The organism is Streptomyces sp. NBC_01276 (assembly GCF_041435355.1).
GTDB lineage: Bacteria > Actinomycetota > Actinomycetes > Streptomycetales > Streptomycetaceae > Streptomyces.
In genome coordinates, this window is the sequence record NZ_CP108442.1 from 1,857,535 (window position 1) to 1,879,654 (window position 22,120).

At 73.9% G+C, this 22,120-nt stretch carries 17 protein-coding genes; 7 read left to right on the forward strand and 10 right to left on the reverse strand.

Features of this window, described 5'->3' with window-relative positions:
- The first annotated feature begins 439 nt into the window (after positions 1 to 439).
- The 4 genes from OG295_RS07770 to meaB are packed head-to-tail and all read left to right on the forward strand — an operon-like array spanning position 440 to position 6,731.
- Positions 440 to 1,660 carry an ROK family protein gene (locus tag OG295_RS07770; RefSeq protein ID WP_371676217.1) on the forward strand — a complete coding sequence of 407 codons (1,221 nt, stop codon included), beginning with the start codon at positions 440 to 442 and terminating at the stop codon, positions 1,658 to 1,660.
- A 24-nt stretch (positions 1,661 to 1,684) separates the two neighbouring features.
- Positions 1,685 to 3,550 carry a methylmalonyl-CoA mutase family protein gene (locus OG295_RS07775; RefSeq protein ID WP_371676218.1) on the forward strand — a complete coding sequence of 622 codons (1,866 nt, stop codon included), beginning with the start codon at positions 1,685 to 1,687 and terminating at the stop codon, positions 3,548 to 3,550.
- Positions 3,547 to 5,733: a methylmalonyl-CoA mutase gene (gene scpA, locus OG295_RS07780; RefSeq protein ID WP_371676219.1), complete on the forward strand. Its 2,187-nt coding sequence runs from the start codon at positions 3,547 to 3,549 to the stop codon at positions 5,731 to 5,733. Before OG295_RS07775 ends, scpA begins: the two co-directional genes overlap by 4 nt.
- Before the next feature lie 11 nt (positions 5,734 to 5,744).
- Positions 5,745 to 6,731: a methylmalonyl Co-A mutase-associated GTPase MeaB gene (gene meaB / locus OG295_RS07785; RefSeq protein WP_371676220.1), complete on the forward strand. Its 987-nt coding sequence runs from the start codon at positions 5,745 to 5,747 to the stop codon at positions 6,729 to 6,731.
- Positions 6,732 to 6,855: 124 nt separating this feature from the next.
- Here the strand turns inward: meaB and OG295_RS07790 are convergent, their stop codons facing one another.
- A complete protein-coding gene (locus tag OG295_RS07790; protein WP_371676221.1) occupies positions 6,856 to 7,857 on the reverse strand; it encodes an asparaginase in 1,002 nt (333 codons plus the stop codon).
- Between the two features lie 129 nt (positions 7,858 to 7,986).
- Here OG295_RS07790 and OG295_RS07795 point away from each other — a divergent pair, with 129 nt between their 5' ends.
- The gene (locus OG295_RS07795) at positions 7,987 to 8,436 is read left to right on the forward strand and encodes an Lrp/AsnC family transcriptional regulator (RefSeq protein ID WP_266843156.1); all 450 of its coding nucleotides are present in this window, start codon (positions 7,987 to 7,989) and stop codon (positions 8,434 to 8,436) included.
- Positions 8,437 to 8,605: 169 nt separating this feature from the next.
- On the forward strand, positions 8,606 to 10,477 hold the full coding sequence (locus OG295_RS07800; protein ID WP_371676222.1) for a BTAD domain-containing putative transcriptional regulator: 1,872 nt from the start codon (positions 8,606 to 8,608) through the stop codon (positions 10,475 to 10,477).
- 15 nt (positions 10,478 to 10,492) lie between these two features.
- On the opposite strand, the gene OG295_RS07805 is transcribed toward OG295_RS07800, so the two are convergent.
- Both OG295_RS07805 and OG295_RS07810 read right to left on the reverse strand, forming a co-directional pair.
- Complete coding sequence (locus tag OG295_RS07805; RefSeq protein WP_371676223.1) at positions 10,493 to 11,074, reverse strand: hypothetical protein; 582 nt, start codon at positions 11,072 to 11,074, stop codon at positions 10,493 to 10,495.
- A gap of 162 nt (positions 11,075 to 11,236) precedes the next feature.
- Positions 11,237 to 12,013, reverse strand: a complete 777-nt coding sequence (locus OG295_RS07810) for a 4'-phosphopantetheinyl transferase superfamily protein (protein WP_266843152.1) — start codon at positions 12,011 to 12,013, stop codon at positions 11,237 to 11,239.
- Between the two features lie 238 nt (positions 12,014 to 12,251).
- On the opposite strand from OG295_RS07810, the gene OG295_RS07815 reads away from it, so the two are divergent.
- Positions 12,252 to 13,259: a TauD/TfdA family dioxygenase gene (locus tag OG295_RS07815; RefSeq protein WP_371676224.1), complete on the forward strand. Its 1,008-nt coding sequence runs from the start codon at positions 12,252 to 12,254 to the stop codon at positions 13,257 to 13,259.
- Between the two features lie 87 nt (positions 13,260 to 13,346).
- Here the strand turns inward: OG295_RS07815 and OG295_RS07820 are convergent, their stop codons facing one another.
- The 7 genes from OG295_RS07820 to OG295_RS07850 form a co-directional block, all read right to left on the reverse strand.
- A complete protein-coding gene (locus OG295_RS07820; RefSeq protein WP_371676225.1) occupies positions 13,347 to 15,908 on the reverse strand; it encodes an ABC transporter permease in 2,562 nt (853 codons plus the stop codon).
- Entirely contained in the window at positions 15,908 to 16,687 is a 780-nt protein-coding gene (locus OG295_RS07825) for an ABC transporter ATP-binding protein (RefSeq protein ID WP_266843146.1), read from the reverse strand. Before OG295_RS07825 ends, OG295_RS07820 begins: the two co-directional genes overlap by 1 nt.
- Before the next feature lie 187 nt (positions 16,688 to 16,874).
- The gene (locus tag OG295_RS07830) at positions 16,875 to 17,657 is read right to left on the reverse strand and encodes a hypothetical protein (protein ID WP_371676226.1); all 783 of its coding nucleotides are present in this window, start codon (positions 17,655 to 17,657) and stop codon (positions 16,875 to 16,877) included.
- A 96-nt stretch (positions 17,658 to 17,753) separates the two neighbouring features.
- Entirely contained in the window at positions 17,754 to 18,575 is an 822-nt protein-coding gene (locus OG295_RS07835; RefSeq protein ID WP_371676227.1) for a 4'-phosphopantetheinyl transferase superfamily protein, read from the reverse strand.
- Between the two features lie 30 nt (positions 18,576 to 18,605).
- On the reverse strand, positions 18,606 to 19,991 hold the full coding sequence (locus tag OG295_RS07840; RefSeq protein ID WP_371676228.1) for an alkaline phosphatase family protein: 1,386 nt from the start codon (positions 19,989 to 19,991) through the stop codon (positions 18,606 to 18,608).
- A complete protein-coding gene (gene eboE, locus OG295_RS07845; protein WP_371676229.1) occupies positions 19,988 to 21,217 on the reverse strand; it encodes a metabolite traffic protein EboE in 1,230 nt (409 codons plus the stop codon). Before eboE ends, OG295_RS07840 begins: the two co-directional genes overlap by 4 nt.
- 21 nt (positions 21,218 to 21,238) lie before the next feature.
- Positions 21,239 to 22,096 (reverse strand): TatD family hydrolase, encoded by an 858-nt coding sequence (locus OG295_RS07850; protein ID WP_371676230.1) that lies wholly within the window; start codon positions 22,094 to 22,096, stop codon positions 21,239 to 21,241.
- Positions 22,097 to 22,120 lie beyond the last annotated feature (24 nt).

The following is a 22,120-nucleotide window of genomic DNA, read 5'->3' on the forward strand; positions in this document are numbered from 1 at the left end:
ACAGAGGCCCGGACACCGGTCCGGCGTGGGACAGGGGCCGGGGGTGCAGAGCCGCGGGGCGAGGTGGACGTTCGCGGTCATGACCCGGAGCCTGTCAGCGCCCCCGTCGCGGGTCAACCCCCTCCCCGCACCCGGCCCCGAACCTCCCGCACCGGCGTTGACCTGGCCTTTCCCCACCACCTGGCGGCCGGAAACCATGGCTGGATTTCACGGCCCCGCAATGCCCCCGCCACGCAGCACGCGCGCCACACGCTCCGGGGCCGCTGTCGGCCGCCCGTCGACACGGTCGGAGCGGCACTCCCCGCCTCCGCCCGGGCCCCGCCGCACGACCCGCTTCCACCAACAGACCTGACCCTTCGGAACCCACCCCCAGGGGGACGGCTCCCGCAGCCCGCGCCCGCGGCCGCCGCCGCCCCGCGGGGTCCGGCATGATCGGGGGATGACGCGAATGGCCGGGGACCGGCGGGGGGTCGCCAATGCCGCCTCCGTGTTGCGGACGGTGCTCGACCACGGGCCCGTGGCCCGCAGCGGGATCTCCCCGCTGTGCGGGCTCAGCCCCGCCGCGGTGTCGCGGCAGACCACCGGCCTGCTCCGCGCCGGGCTGCTGCGCGAGCTGCCCGACCCCGCCGGCCGGGCCTCCTCCGGCCGGCCCCGGATCCCCCTGGACCTGCACACCGGGGCCGTCGGCGGGCCCGTCGCCGCCGGGCTGCACATCGGGGTGCCCGCCTCCACCTTCAGCGTCGTCGACCTGCGCGGGCAGGTCCTGGCCCGCCGCGCCTTCCCGCACCGGGACCCGCTGGACCCGGCCCTTTCCGGCCGCATCGCGGCGGAACTCGGCCGTTTCCTGCGGGAGCACGCCCCCGGCGGCCGGCCCCTCCTCGGCGTCGGCGCCGCACTCGGCGGCTGGGTCCGGCCCGACGCGGGGACCGTCGTACGGCATCCGGCGCTCGGGTGGCGGCAGCGGCCGCTGGCCGCCGAGCTGTCACAGGCCCTCGGCCTGCCGGTGCACGTGGACAACCACGCCCGTGCCGTCGCCGGGGCGGAGGTCCTCTTCGGGCATCCGGCGGCCCGCCGGAGCCTGGTGCACCTGTTCATCGGCAACGTCGTCGACGCCGCGTTCGGCATCGAGGGCACGGTCCACCAGGGTCCCGGCTCCGCCGCGGGCGACGTGGCGCACCTGCCGGTGCCCGGGTCCGGGGCCGTCTGCGCGTGCGGACGTACGGGCTGCCTCCAGGCGGCCGCCTCCGACACCGCGCTCGGCGCCGAGGCCGTGCGGCGCGGGATCGTGCCCGATCCGTCCGTCCCCCTCCTCGTCGACGCCGCGGCGGCCGGCGACCCCCGGGCGGACCGACTGCTGCGCGAGCGGGCCCGGGACGTCGGACGGGCCGCGGCGCTGCTGCTCGACGTGTTCAACCCGGCCGTGATGGTCGTCACCGAACTGTCCGGCGTACTCCATGAGGGCTACCTGGACGAGATCCGCGCCGCCGCCGTCGAGCGTTCGCACGTGTGCGACGATCCCGCACGGATCATCGCCCCGCACGCCGGTCCGGCCGTGCTCCCGCAGGCCGCCGCGACGGTGCTGCTGGACCCGCTGTTCCGGGACCCCGCCGGGCTGACCTGGGAGTGCGAGATCACATCCGGCGGTTATGGTCTCGCTTAAGCGGGCCCCCCTAGCATTCGAGCCATGACGGTCCTGCCTGACGACGGGCTCTCCCTGGCCGCCGAATTTCCCGAAACGACACATGAGCAGTGGCAACGCCTCGTCGAGGGCGTACTGCGCAAGTCGGGCAAGGAAGTATCCGGCGAGGCGGCGGAAGACGCGCTGTCCACCACACTCGAGGACGGGCTCATCACCCGCCCGCTGTACACGGCACGCCCCGACGGGGACGGCCCCGACACCGGTTTCCCGGGCTTCGCACCCTTCGTGCGCGGCGGGACGCCCGCCGGGACCGGCGTCTCCGGCTGGGACGTGCGCCAGCGGTTCGCGGGCAGCGACCCGGTACGGATCAACGAGGCGGCCCTCGCCGACCTCGAGAACGGCACCACCTCCCTCTGGCTGACCGTCGGCCGGGGCGGTCTGCCGGCCGACGGCCTCGCGCGGGCACTGGAGGGCGTCTACCTCGACCTCGCGCCCGTGGTCCTGGATGCGGGAGCCGAATACGCCGACGCCGCACGGGCGTTGCTCGCCCTGTACGCGGAGCGCGGAGTGGCCCCGCAGGACGCGCGCGCCGCCCTCGGCATCGACCCGCTGGGGCACGAGGCGCGCACCGGTGAAGCCCTGGACCAGTCGCCCGCCGTCGAACTGGCCCGGGAGGCGGCCGCCTCCTGGCCGGGCGTGCAGGCGCTGACCGTGGACGCCCTGCCGTACCACGAGGCGGGCGGCTCGGCCGCCGAGGAGCTGGGGCTGTCCCTGGCCACCGGGGTGGCGTACCTGCGGACCCTCACCGACGCCGGTCTCACCACCGAAGCCGCCCTCGGGCAGCTGGAGTTCCGCTACGCCGCGACCGCGGACCAGTTCCTGACCATCGCCAAGCTGCGCGCCGCCCGGCGCCTGTGGGCCCGGATCGCCGAGGCCTGCGGGGCTCCGGAGGCGGGCGCCCAGCGGCAGCACGCCGTCACCTCGCCGGTGATGATGACCCGGCGCGACCCGTGGGTGAACATGCTGCGCACCACGGTCGCCTGCATGGCGGCGGGCGTGGGCGGCGCGGACTCCGTCACCGTGCTCCCCTTCGACAACGAGCTGGGCCTGCCGGACGCCTTCGCGCGCCGGATCGCCCGCAACACCTCCACCGTGCTGCTGGAGGAGTCGCACCTGGCCCGGGTGATCGACCCGGCCGGCGGCTCGTACTACGTGGAACGGCTCACGGACGAACTGGCCGAGGCCGCCTGGGAGTTCTTCCGGACCGTGGAGCGGGCCGGCGGGCTGGCCGCCGCGCTGCGCTCGGGGCTGGTCACGGAGCGGCTCGCCGCCACCTGGTCCGCGCGGGCGAAGAAGCTGGCCACGCGCCGCGAACCGATCACCGGCGTCAGCGAGTTCCCGCTGCTGTCGGAGAAGCCGGTGGTCCGCGAAGCGGCGCCCGAGCGCCGGGCCGGCGGGCTCCCCCGCGTCCGGCGCGACGAGGCCTTCGAGGTCCTGCGCGCCCGCAGCGACGCGCACCTGGCCGCCACCGGCGCCCGGCCGCGGATCTTCCTCGCGGCGCTGGGTCCGGCGGCGGCGCACACCGCCCGTGCCACCTTCGCCTCGAACTTGTTCCAGGCGGGCGGCATCGAACCGGTCCACGACCCGGTGTCGGTGGATCCGGCGACGGCCGCCGAGGCGTACGCGGCGAGCGGCGCGGACGGCATGGCCGTGCTCTGCTCCAGCGACGCGCTGTACGAGGAGCAGGCCGCGGCGGTGGCCGGGGCGCTGCGCGCGGCGGGCGCCACGACCGTCTTCCTCGCCGGCCGGCCGGGCACCGCAGAGGCTTCCGTGGACGAGTACGTCTTCGCCGGCTGTGATGCCGTCGCCGTGCTGTCCTCCGTACTCGACCGGATGGGAGTGCCGTCTTGAGCGTCCCCGATTTCTCCGAGCTGCCGCTCGGCCCCACCGCCGCCCGGGGGGTGTCCGAGGAGCAGTGGCGCTCCGCGGTGAAGGAGTCCACCGGCACCGCGGCCGCCGACCTGCTGTGGGAGACCCCCGAGGGCATCGGCGTGAAGCCGCTGTACACGGGGCGGGACCTGGAGGGCCTGGACTTCCTGGCGACGTACCCGGGTGTGGCCCCGTACCTGCGCGGCCCCTACCCGACGATGTACGTGAACCAGCCCTGGACGATCCGGCAGTACGCAGGCTTCTCCACGGCGGAGGAGTCCAACGCCTTCTACCGGCGCAACCTCGCGTCGGGCCAGAAGGGCCTGTCGGTGGCCTTCGACCTGCCGACGCACCGCGGCTACGACAGTGACCACCCGCGCGTGACGGGTGACGTCGGCATGGCGGGCGTGGCGATCGACTCGATCTACGACATGCGCCAGCTGTTCGACGGGATCCCCCTCGACAAGATGTCGGTGTCGATGACGATGAACGGCGCGGTGCTGCCGGTCCTCGCCCTCTACATCGTGGCGGCGGAGGAGCAGGGCGTCTCGCCCGACAAGCTCGCCGGGACCATCCAGAACGACATCCTCAAGGAGTTCATGGTCCGCAACACCTACATCTACCCGCCGAAGCCGTCGATGCGGATCATTTCCGACATCTTCGCCTTCACCTCGCAGAACATGCCGCGGTACAACTCGATCTCGATCTCCGGGTACCACATCCAGGAGGCCGGGGCGACGGCCGACCTGGAGCTGGCGTACACGCTCGCGGACGGGGTGGAGTACCTGCGGGCCGGTCAGGCGGTCGGCCTGGACGTGGACGCGTTCGCGCCGCGCCTGTCGTTCTTCTGGGCGATCGGCATGAACTTCTTCATGGAGGTCGCGAAGCTGCGTGCGGCCCGGCTGCTGTGGGCGCGCCTGGTCAAGCAGTTCGATCCGAAGAACGCCAAGTCGCTGTCGCTGCGCACGCATTCGCAGACCTCGGGCTGGTCGCTGACCGCCCAGGACGTCTTCAACAACGTGACGCGTACGTGCATCGAGGCGATGGCGGCGACCCAGGGGCACACCCAGTCGCTGCACACGAACGCCCTCGACGAGGCCCTGGCGCTGCCGACGGACTTCTCGGCGCGCATCGCCCGCAACACCCAGCTGCTGCTGCAGCAGGAGTCGGGGACCTGCCGGTCGATCGACCCGTGGGGCGGCAGCGCGTACGTCGAGAAGCTGACGTACGACCTGGCGCGGCGGGCCTGGCAGCACATCGAGGAGGTCGAGGCGGCCGGGGGCATGGCGCAGGCCATCGACGCGGGCATCCCGAAGCTCCGGGTGGAGGAGGCCGCCGCCCGCACGCAGGCGCGGATCGACTCCGGCCGGCAGCCGGTGATCGGCGTGAACAAGTACCGGGTGGAGAGCGACGAGCAGATCGAGGTGCTCAAGGTCGACAACTCCTCGGTGCGCGCCCAGCAGATCGCCAAGCTCCGGCGGCTGCGCGAGGAGCGCGACGAGGCGCGTACCCAGGACACCCTGCGGGCGCTGACGAACGCGGCCGGCAGCGGGGAGGGCAACCTGCTCGCCCTGGCGGTGGACGCGGCGCGCGCCAAGGCCACGGTCGGTGAGATCTCGGACGCACTGGAGAAGGTGTACGGGCGGCACGCGAGCCAGATCCGTACGATCTCGGGTGTGTACCGCACCGAGGCAGGCGAGTCCCCGTCCGTGGAGCGCACCCGAGCGCTCGTCGACCGGTTCGAGGAGGCCGAGGGCCGTCGTCCGCGCATCCTGGTCGCCAAGATGGGCCAGGACGGGCACGACCGCGGCCAGAAGGTGATCGCGACGGCCTTCGCCGACCTGGGCTTCGACGTGGACGTCGGCCCGCTGTTCCAGACCCCGGCGGAGGTGGCCCGCCAGGCCGTCGAGGCGGACGTCCACGTGGTGGGCGTGTCGTCGCTGGCGGCCGGTCACCTGACCCTCGTTCCGGCGCTGCGCGAGCAGCTGGCGGAGGAGGGGCGCGAGGACATCATGATCGTGGTGGGCGGGGTGATCCCGCCGGCCGACGTGCCGACGCTGCTGGAGATGGGCGCGACGGCGGTGTTCCCGCCGGGCACGGTCATCCCGGACGCGGCCCACGACCTGGTGACGCGGCTGGCCGCGGACCTGGGCCACGAGCTGTAGGCGCCGCGCGAATGCCCCCGAAGATCGACATCGACGTGTACGTGAAGGGCGTGCTCGACGGGAAGCGCGCGCACATCGCGCGGGCGATCACTCTCGTCGAGTCCACCCGGCCGGACCACCGCACCCTGGCGCAGGCTCTGTTGACCCGGCTGCTGCCGCACGCGGGCAGTGCCCGGCGGATCGGCATCAGCGGGGTGCCGGGGGTGGGCAAGTCCACTTTCATCGACGCGTTCGGCACGATGCTGACCGGGCTGGGCCACCGGGTGGCGGTGCTGGCCGTGGACCCGTCCTCCACCCGGACGGGCGGGTCCATCCTCGGCGACAAGACGCGGATGGAGCGGCTCGCCGTCGATCCGGCGGCGTTCGTCCGGCCGTCCCCGTCCGCGGGGACGCTGGGCGGGGTCGCCAAGGCGACCCGCGAGTCGATGATCGTCATGGAGGCGGCCGGGTACGACGTGGTCCTCGTCGAGACGGTGGGCGTGGGCCAGTCGGAGACCACGGTCGCCGGGATGGTGGACTCCTTCCTGCTGCTGTCGCTGGCGCGTACGGGCGACCAGTTGCAGGGCATCAAGAAGGGCGTCCTGGAGCTGGCGGACGTGCTGGCCGTGAACAAGGCGGACGGTCCGCACGAGCGCGACGCGAAGGCGGCGGCCCGGGAACTGTCGGGCGCGCTGCGGCTGATGCACCCGGCGGACGCCGCCTGGACCCCGCCGGTGCTGACGTGCAGCGCGCGGGAGTCGGCGGGGCTCGACGAGGTCTGGAACCGGCTCGAACAGCACCGGACGCTGCTGGACGCGGGCGGCCGGCTGTCGGCCAAGCGCGCGGCGCAGCAGGTGGAATGGACCTGGTCGATGGTCCGCGACGAACTGCTGGAGCGGCTGCGGGCCGATCCGGCGGTACGGGAGCTGGCTCCGGAGCTGGAGGCGGGGGTGCGGTCGGGTACCGTCACCGCCACCTCGGCGGCGGACCGGATCCTGTCGGCGTTCGGCCGCGGCTGACCGGACCGCGTGCGGCCGGGCCGTCAGGTCCGCGTGCGGTCGGGACGGAAGGGGCGCGTGCGGTCGGGACGGAAGGGGCGCGGGGGCGTGACCCCCGCGTCCGCGCCCCGTGCCGTCCCGGCGGTTACGCGTCGATCAGTACCGAGCCCGCGGCGCCGAGCACCTCGTGCAGGACGCGGGCCCGTTCGGCCGGCTCGGGGGTGGCCAGCAGCGCGGAGAGGACCGCGATCCGGGCCTGGCCGGCCCGCAGGGTGCCGGTCGGGACGGCTCCGGCGGCGACGAGGTCGACCGCGCCGCCGTGGGTGTAGATCTCGGTGACGGGGCCGGCCGCGACCCGCGTGGTCAGCGCGACCAGGACACCGCGGGCGACGGCGGCGGCCACCGCGTCCACGATCTCCGGGGTGGCGTTGCCCGCGCCCGTGCCCACCAGGACGATGCCCTTGGCGCCCGCCTCGACGGCGGCGTTCAGCAGCACCGGGTCGCCGTCGGCGTGGTGCATCACCATGTCCACGCGCGGCGGCAGCTCCGGCATCGCGGGCAGGGGCAGCGGGGCCGTCCGCTGCGGGCCGCGCAGCACGGCGACCTTGCCGAAGCCGACCTTGCCGAGGAGCTCCTTGGAGGGGTCGGCGAACGCGTCCAGCGCCACGGCCTGGGTCTTCACGGTGCCCCGGGCGGCGTGCACCCGGCCGGCGAAGGTGATCAGGACGCCGAGTCCGCGCGTGGTGGCGGCGGTGAGCAGGGCGTCGTAGAGGTTGCCGGGACCGTCGCCCTCGGCGGAGCCCATGGGGAGCTGCGAGCCGGTGAACACGACGCTGCGCGCGTCGTGGTGGTGGAGGTCGACGAGGAAGGCCGACTCCTCCAGGGTGTCGGTGCCGTGCGTGACGACGATGCCGTCGACGCCGGGGTCGGCGAGCACCTCGTGGACGGTGCGCAGGAGGGTCAGCTGGTGGGCGGTGGTGAGCCGGGGGCTGTTCACGCTGAACAGGTCCACGACGTCGACGGTGACGCCCTCGGGCAGGGGGGCGGTGGCCATCACCTCGCGTCCGTCGGCCTCGGCGGCGAAGCCGGAGCCCATCCACCGGCTGGCTATCGTCCCGCCGGTGCTGATGACGACGATGCGTCCCATGGCCTGGCCACCTTCCCTCGCGTAGATCTCGTACAGATTTCCTATACCCGGCAATGATAGTGAGATCTACGCGCAATGCGATTGCGTGTTTCGGCGCGCCTGCAATAAACCGTGGATGATAATTGCGTCATGGATGCCATCGATCACGAAATCTTGCGCGAGCTCCAGCGCGACGGCCGCCTCAGCAACCAGGAACTGGCCCAGCGGGTCGGTCTGACCCCTTCCCCCTGCATGCGCCGGGTGCGCCAGCTGGAGCAGGACGGGGTGATCCAGGGGTACCGGGCCGTGATCGACCCCGAGGCCGTCGGGCGCGGGTTCGAGGTGCTGGTGTCCGTCGAGGTCAAGCGGGACCGGGAGGCCGTCGAGGCCTTCGAGGCGGCGCTCCAGGACATTCCCGACGTCATCGAGGCCTACCGCCTCTTCGGCAGTCCGGGCTGCCTGCTGCGCATCGCCGTCGCCGACCTGCGCGCGTACGAACGCCTCTGGATCGAGCGGCTCACGGCGCTCTCCGGGATCACCGAGGTCAACTCCCAGATCATCATGAAGCGCGTCAAGGAGCCGACCGGACTGCCGGTCTGACGCCGCGCCGGCCGCGCCGCACCCCGGCCGGGCCCTCCTCCCCGCCCCTGGCGACCTGCGCATATCCCCCCCGCGGCGGGAGCCGGGCGCGCGGCGATAACCCTCCAATAAGGCCCCCCGTTAGCTTCTGGAATCCAGAACGGATGCTCACACCAGAAGGGGGTGCCGCATGGACTTCCGGCTGCTCGGGCCGATCGAGGCCAAACGGGGAGGCGGCAGTACGATCCCGCTCTCCGGTTCCAAGGTCCATACGGTGCTCGCGGCGCTACTGCTGTCCGAAGGACGCGTGGTCTCCGATGCCCGGCTCAGCGCCCTCCTGTGGGGGTGGGACCCGCCGGCCACGGCCAGCGCGCAGATCTACACGTACATGTCGAGGCTGCGCAAGCACCTCGGCCCGGAGATCGAGATCGTCCGACGGCAGCCGGGCTACGTGCTGCGGGCACCCGGGGCGTGGATCGACCTCACCGAGTTCGACCGCCTGGACCGCCTGGGCCGCGAGGCCCTAGCCGACCGCCGCTTCGACGAGGCGGGCACGCTGCTGCGCGACGCCCTGGACCTGTGGCGGGGCACCGCGCTGGCCAACGCGACCGAGCAGATGATCGAGGCGGAACTGCCCCGGCTGGAGGAGGCGCGGATGATCGCGCTGGAGAGCCGGATCGAGGCCGACCTCGCCGTCGGCCGCCACGAGCAGGTCACCGCCGAGCTCACCGGACTGGTCGCCGAGCACCCCGTACGGGAACGGCTGCGCGCCCAGCTGATGACGGCCCTGTACCGCTGCGGGCGGCAGGCCGACGCGCTGCACACGTACTACGAGGGGCGCGCGGTCCTCGCCGACCAGCTGGGCGTGGACCCGGGCGAGGCGCTCGGGTCCACCTACCAGGCGGTGCTCGGCGGTGGCCTCGGACTGGGCGCCTCCGCCGGCTCCCCGCCCGCCGCCGCGGACGCCCCGCAGGACCCGGCGGCCCCGGGCCCGACCGGATCCACGGCACCGGCCGCGGGCACGGCGGCGGCCCGGGCGGTGCCCGCGATGCTGCCCGCGCCGTACGGCGAGTTCACCGGACGCCGGGCCGAACTGGCATCGCTGCGCGCGAGGCTGGGCCGCGAGGACGGCCGCCCGCGCCGGCTGCTGATCACCGGCATGGCCGGGGCGGGCAAGACGGCCCTGGCGGTGCGCGCGGCCCAGGACTGCGCCGCGCACTTCCCCGACGGACAGCTCTTCGTGGAGCTCTGCCACCCGGACGGCGCCCCGAAGGACCCCGCCGAGGTGCTGGTCCGGCTGCTGCGCGCCCTCGGCGAACCGCCTCCGGCCGCCGCCTTCGGGGACCTGGAGGAACTGGTCCGGCTGTACCGGACCCGGACCTCGGGCGCCCGGCTGCTGCTGGTCCTGGACGGCGCCGTGGGCGACCGCCAGGTGGCCCCGCTGCTGCCGGGGGGCCCGGAGTCGGCGGTGCTGATCACCAGTCAGGCCCGGCTGGCCCGGGTCGCCGGCGCGGACACCACCGCGCTGGCCCTGGTGGACGACGAGGAGGGGCTGGAACTGCTCGCCTCGCTGGTGGGGCGCGCCCGGCTGGACGCGGACCCGGACGCGGCCGACGACCTGGTGGCGTACTGCGCCGGGCTGCCGCTGGCCCTGCACGTCACCGGCGCCCGGCTCGCGGCGCGGCCGCACTGGCCGGTGGCCCGGCTCGCGGCCCGGCTCGCCGACCCCGGTACCCGGCTGGCCGAGCTGTCGTACGGCGACGTGAGCGTGCGGGAGGCCCTGGTGCATTCCGTACGGCTGCTGGAGGAGCCGGAGCTGGCCGCGCTGACCGGGCTCGCGGACGGGGACGCGGAACCCTTCTGCGCCCAGTACGCGGCGCTGGTGCTGGGCACCGCGGAGGAGGAGGCGGAGGCGGCCCTGGACACCCTGGTGGACCGCGCCCTGCTGGAACTGTCCGGGCTGGACTCCCAGGGCCGGCCGCTGTACCGGTGGAACGACCTGGTCCGGCTGCTGGCGGTCTCCCTGACCACCCGGGACGCCTTCCCCTCCGCGGTGCGGTGAGTCACCCTGCGGTGCTCACCACGAGCTGTGGGACCGCAGGTGGAAGGTGCCCGTGGGCCGCAGGGCCGGCTCGATGGTCTCGCGGACGATGGTCCACACGTCGCCGACGACCCGCTCGCGCGGGGGCCGGGGCGAGCGGGACAGCGCGTCGGCGGCGATCGCCCAGGCCGAGGCCACGGCGGCCGTGGCCCGTACCTCGGCGGACGGCTTCGCGGCCTTCGCCCGGGCCCGGCCGACGTCGATGCGGAACGCGAGTTCCGCGGCCTGGCCGAGCTGGAACTCGCGGATCACACCGGTGACCGGGAGGGCGAAGACGGCCGGCGAGAGCGGGTGTTCGTAGACCCGGCGGACCCAGGTGGAGAAGCGCAGCCGCTCCCGCTCCTCCCAGCCGCCGCGCGCGGCCGGGCCCGGGTCGTCCCGCTCCACGGCTTCCGCGATCGCCTCGAAGTACGCGGCGAGGTCCTCGGAACCCAGCCCCAGCAGCTGCCCGGGCGAGTCGAAGGCGGGGGCACCGGAGGGGGCTTCGGCGGTGGAGGCGGCCTGGAAGGCGTTCTCCGCGATCAGCTGTTCCACGGGGAAGAAGGACTCGATGGTCATGGCTCTACGGCCTTTCGCTGAGGCGGTACCGGGACGGACGGGGCGGTGACGGTCGGAGCGGTGACGGACGGGGCGGTGACGGTCAGGACGGTGACCGGCGGAGAGGTGACCGGCGCGGAGGTGACGGCCGGTGTCGGTGCGGTGCGCAGGGTCGAGGAGGTCTCAGTGGTCGGTGTGGTGGTGCACGGGTCCGTGCGCGGCGGGTCCCGCCGGCCGGGCCAGCGCCACCGCGACGCCGTCCAGGAGCCGGAGGTCCTCGACGGTCCAGGCGGTGGTCCGGCCGCGGTGGGTGTGGGTGACCCGGACCGGACCCTCGCGGCCCGGATGGGTTTCCAGCAGGCCCAGTTCGACTCCGGACAGCCCGAGCCCGGTGGCCTTGACCACGGCCTCCTTGCGGGTCCAGATCCGGTAGAAGGCCGCGTCCCGCTCGGGACCGGGGCGGAGCGCCGCCAGGTGGTCGCGCTCCGCGGCCGTGAGGTCCGCGTCGGTGGTCGCCGACCCGCGGACCGGGCGCACCGACTCGGCGTCCACGCCGATCGAGGCGCCCGCGCCGAGGGCGAAGATCCCGCAGCCCGCGGTACGGCTCATGCTGAGCGGGAGACCCAGGTCCGGGACGACCAGCTTCGGCGGGCCGTGACTGCCGTCGCCGCAGCCGGGACAGGAGCGCCGGCCGAGGGCGATGTCCCCGGGCCCGAGACCGAACAGCCCGGCGAGGGCCCGGCGGGCCGCGGCGCGGGAGCGGACGAAGGCGGCGGCGTCGCGTTCGGCGGGCAGGGACAGCGCCCGCCGGAACTCCTCCGTGTCCAGCAGCGGCAGATCGGCCGGATCGGTGTGCTCCGGCGTACGCCACCACCAGACGTGGGCCTCCCCCCGTGCGCCGAGGGCGTCGGCGACGGCCATCGCCGTGCCATGGGCGTGGCCTTCCGTGCCTGATGCCATGAAGTCCTCCCTTCTACTCCCCCGTCGGATGGTGCGGGACGTGCGGCGGTCGGCAGGAATTCGCCGGGATTTCCCCGGGGAAACCGTAGACAAAGCCGCCCCATAACCATGCGGTGGGCAACTATTTCCCGCCTATACACGGATACGCGGACCATTCGGAAGCCTTCCCCATAGGAATGGGATAGGACAGGTCCGGAAACTGACTCGGGTCATCGTTCATCAACCCGAGGATTTCTTCATGCCGCGGATTCAGGAACACACCCTTACCCTTCCCGCGACCGGCACGGCCCCTGACGCCGTCACGCTCACCGACGCCGAGCGCGCCGGGCTGATCGCCGTCGCCACCGACGTGCTGCGGGCCACCCCGGCCCTGATCGACGATCCGGCCTGGCTGGACACCGTGCGGGACGCCTCGTCGGCGCTGCCCCGTTCGGTGCTGGCCGCGCTGCGCCGGTTCCGCCACGACGCCGGCCCCGACGGGGTCCTGCTGCTGCGCAACGTGCCGGTGGTCGCGAACGACCCGCTGCCGGAGACGCCGACCGTGCCCGGTTCCGTGGAACGGGTGCCGGCCGTGGCGTCGGCTCTGGTCACGGCGGCCATGCTCCAGCTCGGGGAGGTGATCGCCTATCGCAGCGAAAAGACCGGTGCGCTCGTCCAGAACGTCGTCCCGGTTCCGGGGAGCGAGAGTTCCCAGAGCAATGCCGGCTCCGTTCTGCTGGAACTCCACGTCGAGAACGCCTTCCATGACAACAAGCCCGATTACGTCGGCCTGCTCTGCGTCCGCGAGGACCCGACCGGCGATGCGAAGCTGTGCACGTCCTCGATCCGGCGGGCCCTTCCGCTGCTGTCCGCCCGCACCGTGTCCGTACTGGCCGCGCCGCGGTTCCTCACCGAGCCGCCGCCGTCCTTCGGCGACCTGAACTCGGTGACCCCCGCCCACGCGGTGCTCGTCGGGGACCCCCAGGACCCGAACATCCTGGTGGACTTCGCCGCGACGCATCCGCTGGACGACGAGGCGAAGGCCGCCATGGGCGAGCTGCGCGAGGCCCTCATGCGGACGATGTCCGCGCTGGCCCTGCGGGTCGGGGACCTCGCGGTGGTCGACAACCGGCTCGCGGTGCACGGCCGGACCTCCTTCACCCCTCGTTACGACGGCCAGGACCGCTGGCTCCACCGGGTGTACGCCCACCTGGACCACCGCCGCAGCCGGGTGGACCGCAAGGGCGGTGGCGCGGTGCTCAACTGACGTGCCGCCCACCGCTCTTCGAGAGCCGGTAGGAACGGCCGGAGGGCCGGCCCCTTGTGGGGGCCGGCCCTCCGGCCGTCGTGGTGCCTACTGCCGTGAGCTGATGACGTCCGCCGGCCGGCCCGCCAGGGCCAGACGGCCCGGGACCAGCGTGGCCAGGGCGGTCAGCAGCGCCGCGAAGCCCAGGACGCCCAGGTACATCCAGCCGTCGATGGAGGGGGACGCGGAGCCGGTCATCCCGATGCTGAAGGCGGTGAGCACCGCGAAGGCGATGCCGGTGCCGAGGACCGAGGAGATCACGATCACCAGGGCCGCCTCGATGCGGAGCATGCGCATCACCTGGCGCCGGGTGGTGCCGACGAGCTGGAGCAGCGCGAACTCGCGGGTGCGGTCGGACACCGACATGGCCAGCGTGTTGACCACGGCGATGGCGGTGAAGGCGATGATCAGGCCCATCGCGACGTAGTTCACCTCGGCGTTGGACTGCTGGACCTCGGCCTGCAGGTCCTTGACCTGGTCGCGGTCGAGCACCCCGACGCCCGGCAGGCCGGCGAGGGCCTTCTGGAGGTCGGCGCGGCCGGGCTTGCCCGCGTCGGCGGTCTTGACCAGCAGCGAGGAGGCCAGCGGGTTGTCGACGTGCTTCGAGACCAGCTCGTGGGACATCGTCAGGTCGCCGAAGCCCAGGCCGCGGTCGTAGACGGCCGCGACGGTCAGCTCGGTCTCGGTGCCGTCGCCGAGGGTCAGCTTCAGCTTGTCGCCGGGCTTCTTGCCCAGGTTGTCGGCCGCCACGTCGCTCAGCGCGACGCTCTGCGCGCCGAAGCCGTCCAGGGTGCCCCCGGTGACGCCCGGGTCCCAGGTGCGGGTCAGGCCGTCGGTGGAGACGCCCTGCGCCGGGTACTTCTCCAGGCCGACGCGCACGGAGGTGCGGACGACCTCGGTCACCGCCGACACGCCGGGAACCTTGCGCAGGTTCTCGGCGGCCTGGGCGGGCACGCCGGGTCCGGCCGCCCCGACGACCCAGTCGGCCTTGTTGCCGGCCTGGGCCTGGGCGGTGGCCGCCGCGCCCATCGTGGTCTGCACGAAGAAGACGGTGCAGGCCATGCCGATCAGCAGGGCGAGCGGGGTGACCGCCGCGGAGACCCGCTTGGTGTTGGCGCGGGCGTTGGCCGTGGCCAGGTAGCCGCCGACCCGGGAGGCCCGCAGCGGGACCCCGAGGACGCCGACCGCGATCCGGGCGATCAGCGGCCCGAGCAGCGAGACCGCCACCGAGAGCACGACGACCGACAGGAACGTCACCGGGGTCGACGCCGGCTCGCTGCGCAGCGCGGCGAGTACGGCGAGCAGTACGATCCCGCCGGCCAGGAACGCGGCGCCGGCGCCGAGCCGGCCCCAGGCGAAGTTCCGCTGCTCCATGGCCGCTTCGGACAGGGCCTCGGCGGGACGGATGCGGGCGGTGCGGCGGGCGGAGATCCGGGCGGCTGCCCAGGCGCCCAGCAGGGCCGCGCCGATGGCGGCGAAGAACGGGAAGACGCTGAAGGTGACTTCGAGGGTGTCGGGGATCGCCTTGAAGCCGACGAACTTGCCGTGCAGCCAGTAGGCGATGGGCAGGCCAGTGATCGAGCCGAGGACACCGGCGAGGGCGCCGACGATCAGCGCCTCGCGGCCGATGAGCTGGCGGACCTGCTTGGGGGTGGCCGCGATGGCGCGCAGCAGGGCCAGTTCGCGGTAGCGCTGCTGGATGGAGAGGGCGAAGGTGCCGACGACCACGAGGATCGCGACGAGCAGCGAGGTGCCGCCGATGGCGCCGCCCATGGAGACCAGCTTGATCCGGGCCTTGGCCGCGTCGAGGAACTCGACCGGGCCGCGCTCGCCGCCGGTGACCACCTCCGCGGAGGTGCCGTCGAGGGCCTGGCGGACCTGGCCGGCGAGCTCCGAGGTGGACACGCCCTCCTTGGGCAGCACTCCGACGACGGCGACCTGGTCGGCGCGGCCGGACAGCCGCCCGGCCTCGGCGTCGGAGAAGAACAGCGAGGTCTGCTGCTTGAGGTCGTGGCCGGCGGGGGCCGCGATGCCGGTGACCCGGTAGACGCGCGGGGAACCGGTGGCCTGGACGGTCAGTTCGGTGCCGGGCTTGATGCCGGCCCGCCGGGCCAGTTCACGGTCGACGACGACCTCGTCGGCGCCGACCGGGGCGGCGCCCTCGGCCAGGGTGAAGGGGGTCAGGGGCGCGGAGGTCCAGGCGTGTCCGAAGGAGGGCTTGTCGTCGACGCCCGGGACCACCTGTCCCTTGGGGGTGACCGCGTACGCCGGGAAGGTGATCTCGGGCAGCGCCGCCCGGACGCCGGGCAGCGAGGCGACCTTGGTGACGGTGTCGGCGGGCAGCCAGACGCGCTCGCCGAGCGGCTTCTCCTTCTTCTTGGTCTTGGTCTTGTCGCCCTTCTGCTTGACGGTGACCTGGTGCACGTTCTGGTCGCCGCCGACGATCACCGGGGCGCCGGCGTAGCGCTCGGTGCCGATGGTCCCCCTCAGCCCGGTCTCCAGCAGGATGCCGCAGGCCGTGACGAGCGCGGCCGCGCAGAAGAGGGCGAGGAACGCCCCGATGAAGCCGCCCTTGCGGGCGCGCAGGGTCTGCAACGCATAACGCAGCATCAGGCCCACGCTCCCAGGTGGGTCATGCGGTCGGCGACGCGGTCGGCGGTGGGGGCCTGCATGCGGTCGGCGATCCGGCCGTCGGCGAGGAAGAGGACGGTGTCGGCGTAGGAGGCGGCGACCGGGTCGTGGGTGACCATGACCACGGTCTGACCGGTCTCGTCGACGCAGGAGCGCAGCAGGGAGAGGATCTCCTTGGCGGTCACGGTGTCGAGGGCACCGGTCGGCTCGTCGCCGAAGATGACGTCGGGGCGGGTGATCAGGGCACGGGCGATCGCCACGCGCTGCTGCTGGCCGCCGGAGAGCTCCGCGGGGCGGTGGGTGGCACGGCCGCCCAGGCCCACGCGCGTGAGGATCTCCTCCAGCCAGCCGGAGTCGAGGCGCTCGCCGGCCAGGCGCAGCGGCAGCTCGACGTTCTGTCGTACCGACAGCGCCGGGATGAGGTTGAACGCCTGGAAGACGAAGCCGATGCGCTCGCGGCGCAGCTTCGTCAGCTGGGTCTCGTTCATTCCCCCGAGCTCGGTGTCACCGATGTACGCGGAACCGCTCGACGGCTTGTCGAGGCCCGCGGCGCAGTGCAGGAACGTCGACTTGCCGGAACCGGAGGGTCCCATGACGGCCGTGAACGAACCGCGCTCGATGCCCACCGAGACCCCGTCCAGCGCCCGCACGCCCCGGCCGGCCTTTCCGTACTCCTTCACGACTCCGTCCAGGCGCAGCGCGAACCCCGGGGACCCGGCGCCGTTCTGCCCGCGGCGGCTGTTCGTCTCGGTCCTCATGCGCGACCAGTCCTTCCAAAGCTTTTGAGGGGGGAATGTCAGCAGCCTCATCCGCAAGATGTGGCGGATGCAACACCACCGATCCTGGACGGCGGTTCTATATTCCCTCTACTCAAAAGGCCCCGGGGTACGGTTTTCCGGCCGCGGGCTGGCGCCTGCGGCCGGAAAGGGACGTTCGCGGGAGGATTCAGCGGCGGCGGCCCCTCCTCCAGCGGTGGACGAGGGCCGCGGCGGAGGCCGCGAGGCACAGGACGTAGCAGGCGGTGACCCACGGGGCGGGGGTCCGGCCGGCGCCGAGTCCGTGGACGACCCCGGCGACCCAGCCGGCGTAGGCGAGCCCGTGCAGCATCCGGAAGGGGCGGATCCAGCGGCGGGTGGCGAAGACGCCCCGCCACAGGCCGGTGATCAGCGCGAGCACGAAGAGCTGGGCGGCCAGGGAGCCGAAGTCGACGAGGAGGTCCCCGCTGCCGAGGAGGACGTCGCTCGCCGCGATCTCCTCGCCGGCCACCTTGACGCCGATGTGGACGAGCAGGAAGCCGACCCCGGCCAGGCCCGCGGCGCGGTGCAGGAGCTGGGCGAGCTGCCGCCGGCCGGGGGTGAGGACGTCCCGGAAGACGGAGGCGAGGCCGAGCATCACCGAGACCGAGAGCGCGACCAGCGCGAAGACCCCGGCCATCCGGTCCAGGAAGTCCTGGAGCGCGCCGCCGACGAGGGCGCCCGCGGACAGCAGCAGGGCGACCGCGAGCACCCCGGCGGCCACGGCGCGGGCCCCGGGGGCGGGGGTGTGCGGGGGCCCTGGCCGGGCGGGAGCGGCGGTCGGGGCGGCTGCGGCCGGGACGGTGGCGGGCGCGGCCGGCGCGGCGGGCACGGCGGACACCACGGCGGGCGCGGCCGTGGGCGCGGCTGCAGGCGTGGGGGCGGGCGCGGGGGCGGGCGCGGGGGCGGCGGTCTGGAGGGCGGGCTGGGCCATGAGGAGCTCCGGGAGGGGTGGGTTCTCCGTGCGGGGAGGCCGTGCGCCCGCCCCGGACCCCGCCGCGGGGGCGGGTCCGGGGCGGGCGGACGCGGATCAGGCGGGGCGGTGCCGGTGGACCGCCCCGAGGGGGGAGCCGTCGACGGGGCGGGCCAGGGAGGCCGACCAGTTCCCGTCGAGGTCGAGGTCGTCGATCTGCCAGCTGCTGACCTCGCCCTGGTAGCCGTGCTCCACCTCGACGGGGCCGGCCGTGCCGGGCCGGACGTCCAGCGCGTTGAGGTCGATGCCGAGGAGCCCGAGCCCGACTCCCTTCAGAACGGCCTCCTTACGGGTCCACACCCGGTGGAAGGCGGCGGTCCGCTCGGGCCCGGCGGGCAGGGACAGGATGTACGCGTGCTCGGCGGGCGCGAGCACCACGCCGGCCAGGGAGCCGGACTCGACGGGCCGCAGGGCCTCGACGTCCACCCCGATCCAGTCGCCGGCGTGCAGGGCGAGCACCCCGCAGCCGCTGGTCCGGGTCAGGCTCAGCGCGAGTCCGACGGCGGGGGCGGCCACGGCCGGCGGGCCGTGCTCCAGGTCACCGCAGCCGGGGCACACGCGGCGGCCGAGGGCCACCTCACGTGCGTCCACGCCCAGCAGCCCGCCGATGGCGCGCCGGGCACCGGCCCGGGTACGGATGAACGCGGCGGCGTCCCGTTCCAGACGGAACCGCCGTGCGCGGACCTGCTCGACCTCGTCGAGCAGGTCGAAGTCGGCCTGGTCGACCCGGTCTTCGAGCGGCCACCACCAGACGTGGGCCTCGCCGGTCGCCCGGAGTCTGGCCGCCTCCCGTGCGGCCGATTCGGGCACGGGCAGTACACCGGTGTGGTCGGTGTGGTCGATGCGGCCGCGGACGGCGGCCAGGGTCTGGCTGGTCATCGGATCCTCCTCTCCCCCTTGAGGGCGTTGTCAGGTCAGTCCACCGAGGCGCAGGAGCAGGTCCTTCACCTCGGTGGCGTGGTAGCGGGCGCGTTCCTGCGACGGGTCGGAGCAGAGCAGCAGCGGTCCGTCCCGGTCGTCCTCGGGCAGCCGCCCGTGGCTGCCGCGGACGCAGCCCGGATCGAGCGGCACCACCTGCAGCGGTGCCCGCAGGCCCGCCTTCTTCTTCAGCACGGCGAGGCCGGCCTTCGCCTTGGCCGCCGAATCGGCGGGGTCGAAGAACAGTTCGGCCGGGTCGTAGCCGGGTTTGCGGTGGATCTCGACGCCGCGCGCGAAGTCGGGGGCGCGCCGGTCGTCGAGCCAGTAGTAGTAGGTGAACCAGGCGTCCGGCTCCGATACGGCCACCAGTTCGCCCGCGTTCGGGTGGTCGATGCCGTAGTCGGCCTGCTGGGTGCGGTCCCAGACCTCGTCGACCCCGTCCAGGCACTTCAGGACGTCGCGCACGCGCGGGACGTCGGACGGGTCGGCCACGTAGACGTGCGCGGCCTGGTGGTCGGCGACGGCGAACGCCCGTGAGGTGTACGGGTCGAGGTACTCCATGCCCCGCTGGGCGTAGACGGACAGCAGCCCCTCGCGGCGCAGCGCGCGGTTGATGTCCACGGGCCGGCTGACGGGCGAGATGCCGTACTCGCTGAGGGCGACGACGGTGGTGCCGCGCTCGCGGAGGTCGTCCAGGAGCGGGCCGAGCGCGGCGTCGGCCTCGCGGGCGGCGCGGACGGCCTCGGGGCCGTCGGGGCCGAAGCGCTGGAGGTCGTAGTCCAGGTGCGGGACGTAGATGAAGGACAGGTCGGGGTCGCGGGTGTCGGCCACGTGCCGGGCGGCGCCGGCGATCCACCGGGTGGAGGTGAGGGAGGCCGTCGGACCCCAGTAGTTGAAGAGCGGGAACTCACCCTGGGCCGCCGTGAGTTCGTCGCGCAGGGCGGCCGGGACGGTGTAGCAGTCGGGAGCCTTGCGGCCGTCGTAGTGGTAGACGGGCCGGGGGGTCAGGACGGTGTCCACGTCGGCGCCCATGGCCCACCACCAGCACAGGTAGGCGGTGGTGTGGTCCGGGTCCTGGCGCCGGGCGGCCTGCCAGACCTTCTCGCCCCGCACCAGGGCGTTGTGCTGGCGCCACATCATCACTTCGCCGTGGTCGCGGAAGTACCAGCCGTTGCCGACCGCCCCGTGGTCGCGCGGCAGCGTCCCCGTGGTGAGGGTGGCCTGGACCGTGGCGGTGACGGCGGGGAACACCGTGTCGAGGGGTGCCGCGAAGCCCCGCTCCCCGATGGCACGCACGTTGGGCATGTGGGGCAGCAGCCGTGGGGTGAGGCCGACGGTGCACAGGACGGCCGTCTTCTTCCGGGCGGTGGGGGTCATGAGCCGGGCTCCTTCCGCGCGGCGGACGGCATGGGGGCGGGCGGTACGGGGGCGGGCGCCGTGCGGGTCAGGCCCAGTGCGGTCAGCTCCCGGGCGGTCCAGTCGAGTTCGGCGGCGATGCCCCGGGCCAGCCCGGCGTCGCCCACCGGCCGGCTGCCCTCGGGCAGCACCGACCAGGTGTACGTCTCCACCTCGATGTGGTCGGTGACGGCGTGGTCCCCTCCGAACAGGGCCCGGAGGGTGTCGCGCAGCACCGGGCCGGTGGAGGCCAGCGGCGGGGCCGGCTCCTCGTGCAGCGGTACGTGGTAGTGGATCCGCCAGGGCGCCTCGCCGGGCAGGGCCCCGGCCAGCGCCGGTCCCAGGTCGTCGGAGCCGAGCAGGGCGCCGCCGGCCGGGGCGGCCTCGCGGGTCTGGTGCAGGAAGCGGGGCTCCGCGAAGGCCGCCAGGGCCTCCCGGACGCGGGGGTCCGCCGGGTCGGCGGCCTGGAGGGCGCTGGAGGCCTGGACCTTGACCACCTGGAGTCCGGCGGTCAGGAGTTCGGCGACGGCGGCGTCCGGCTCCTCGTGGGCGACGGCCAGGTGGCAGGCGTCCAGGCAGAGCCCGATCCATTCGTGGTCGACGCCCTTGAGCGCCTCGACGGCCTGTGCGGTGGTCTCGGCGACGCAGCCCGGTTCGGGTTCCACGGCGACGCGCACGGTCCGGCCGGTCTCCGCCTCGATGCGGCGCAGTCCGGCGGCGAGCTTGTCGAGCTGGCGCGTGGCGGCGGCCTGCTGGGTGCGCGACCAGGCGGTGCGCCAGGCCAGCGGCAGGGTGGAGACCGAGCCGCGCTCGGCGTCGTCGGGCAGCAGCCCGGCCAGGACCCGGGCCAGGTTCAGGGTGTAGTCGAGGCGGGCGGGCTCGGACCAGTCCGGGTAGTACACCGCCCGCTTGACCACGGGAGCGTGGAAGCCCTTGTACGGGAACCCGTTGAGGGTCACCGTCTCCAGTCCGCGGGCGGTGAGCTCGCGGCGCAGCCGGCCGACGGCGGCCGGGTCGGCGGCGAGGGCCGCCGCCGCGTCCACCGGCAGCCACAGGCCGAGTCCGATGACGGACTCCCCCGCGGCGCGGCGGACCGGTTCCGCGTACGCGGCGAGCTGGGCGGTGATGCCCTCCAGGGTTTCGGCGGGGTGCACGTTGGTGCAGTAGGCGAGGTGGACGGCGGTGCCGTCCGGGTGGCGGAAGCGCATCAGGCGGCTCCTCTTTCCTGATCAGTTTCCGCCGCGGGCGATCGAGTTCCCGGCGTACAGCCCCGCGGCCTGCTCGTCCGTGTAGCCGTCCAGGCCGAGCCGGCCGGACTGCGCGTAGAAGGCGACCGGGTTGCGCCACAGGACGCGGTCCACGTCGTCCTCGTCGAAGCCGGCGGCGAGCATGGCGTCGCCGGTGGCCCGGGTGAGGAGCGGGTCGCTGTGGCCCCAGTCGGCCGCGGAGTTGACGAGGATGCGCTCGGTGCCGTGCTCCTTGAGGATGGCGACCATGCGGTCCGGGGTCATCTTGGTGTCGGGGTAGATGGAGAAGCCCATCCAGCAGCCGGAGTCGCGGACCTCCCGGACGGTGACCTCGTTGAGGTGGTCGAGGACGACGAAGCCCGGATCGATGCCCGACTCCCGGATCACGGCCAGGGAGCGGGCGGTGCCGCCCGCCTTGTCGCGGTGCGGGGTGTGGACGAGGGCCGGCAGGCCGAACTCGACGGCGAGGGAGAGCTGGACGGCGAAGGCGTGCTCCTCGGCGTCGGTGACGGTGTCGTAGCCGATCTCGCCGACGGCCACGACCCCGTCCTTGGCGAGGTAGCGCGGCAGCAGGTCCAGGACGGGGGTGCAGCGCGGGTCGTTCGCCTCCTTGGGGTTGAGGCCGATGGTGCAGTGGTGGCTGATGCCGAACTGCGCCGCCCGGTAGGGCTCCCAGCCCAGGAGGGCGTCGAAGTAGTCGGTGAAGCTGGAGGGGGAGGTGCGCGGCTGCCCAAGCCAGAACGCGGGCTCGACCAGCGCGCGGACGCCGGCGGCGTGCATCGCTCGGTAGTCGTCCGTGGTGCGGGACGTCATGTGGATGTGCGGGTCGAAGATGCGCATGGTCGGGCTCCGGTAGGGGTGGGT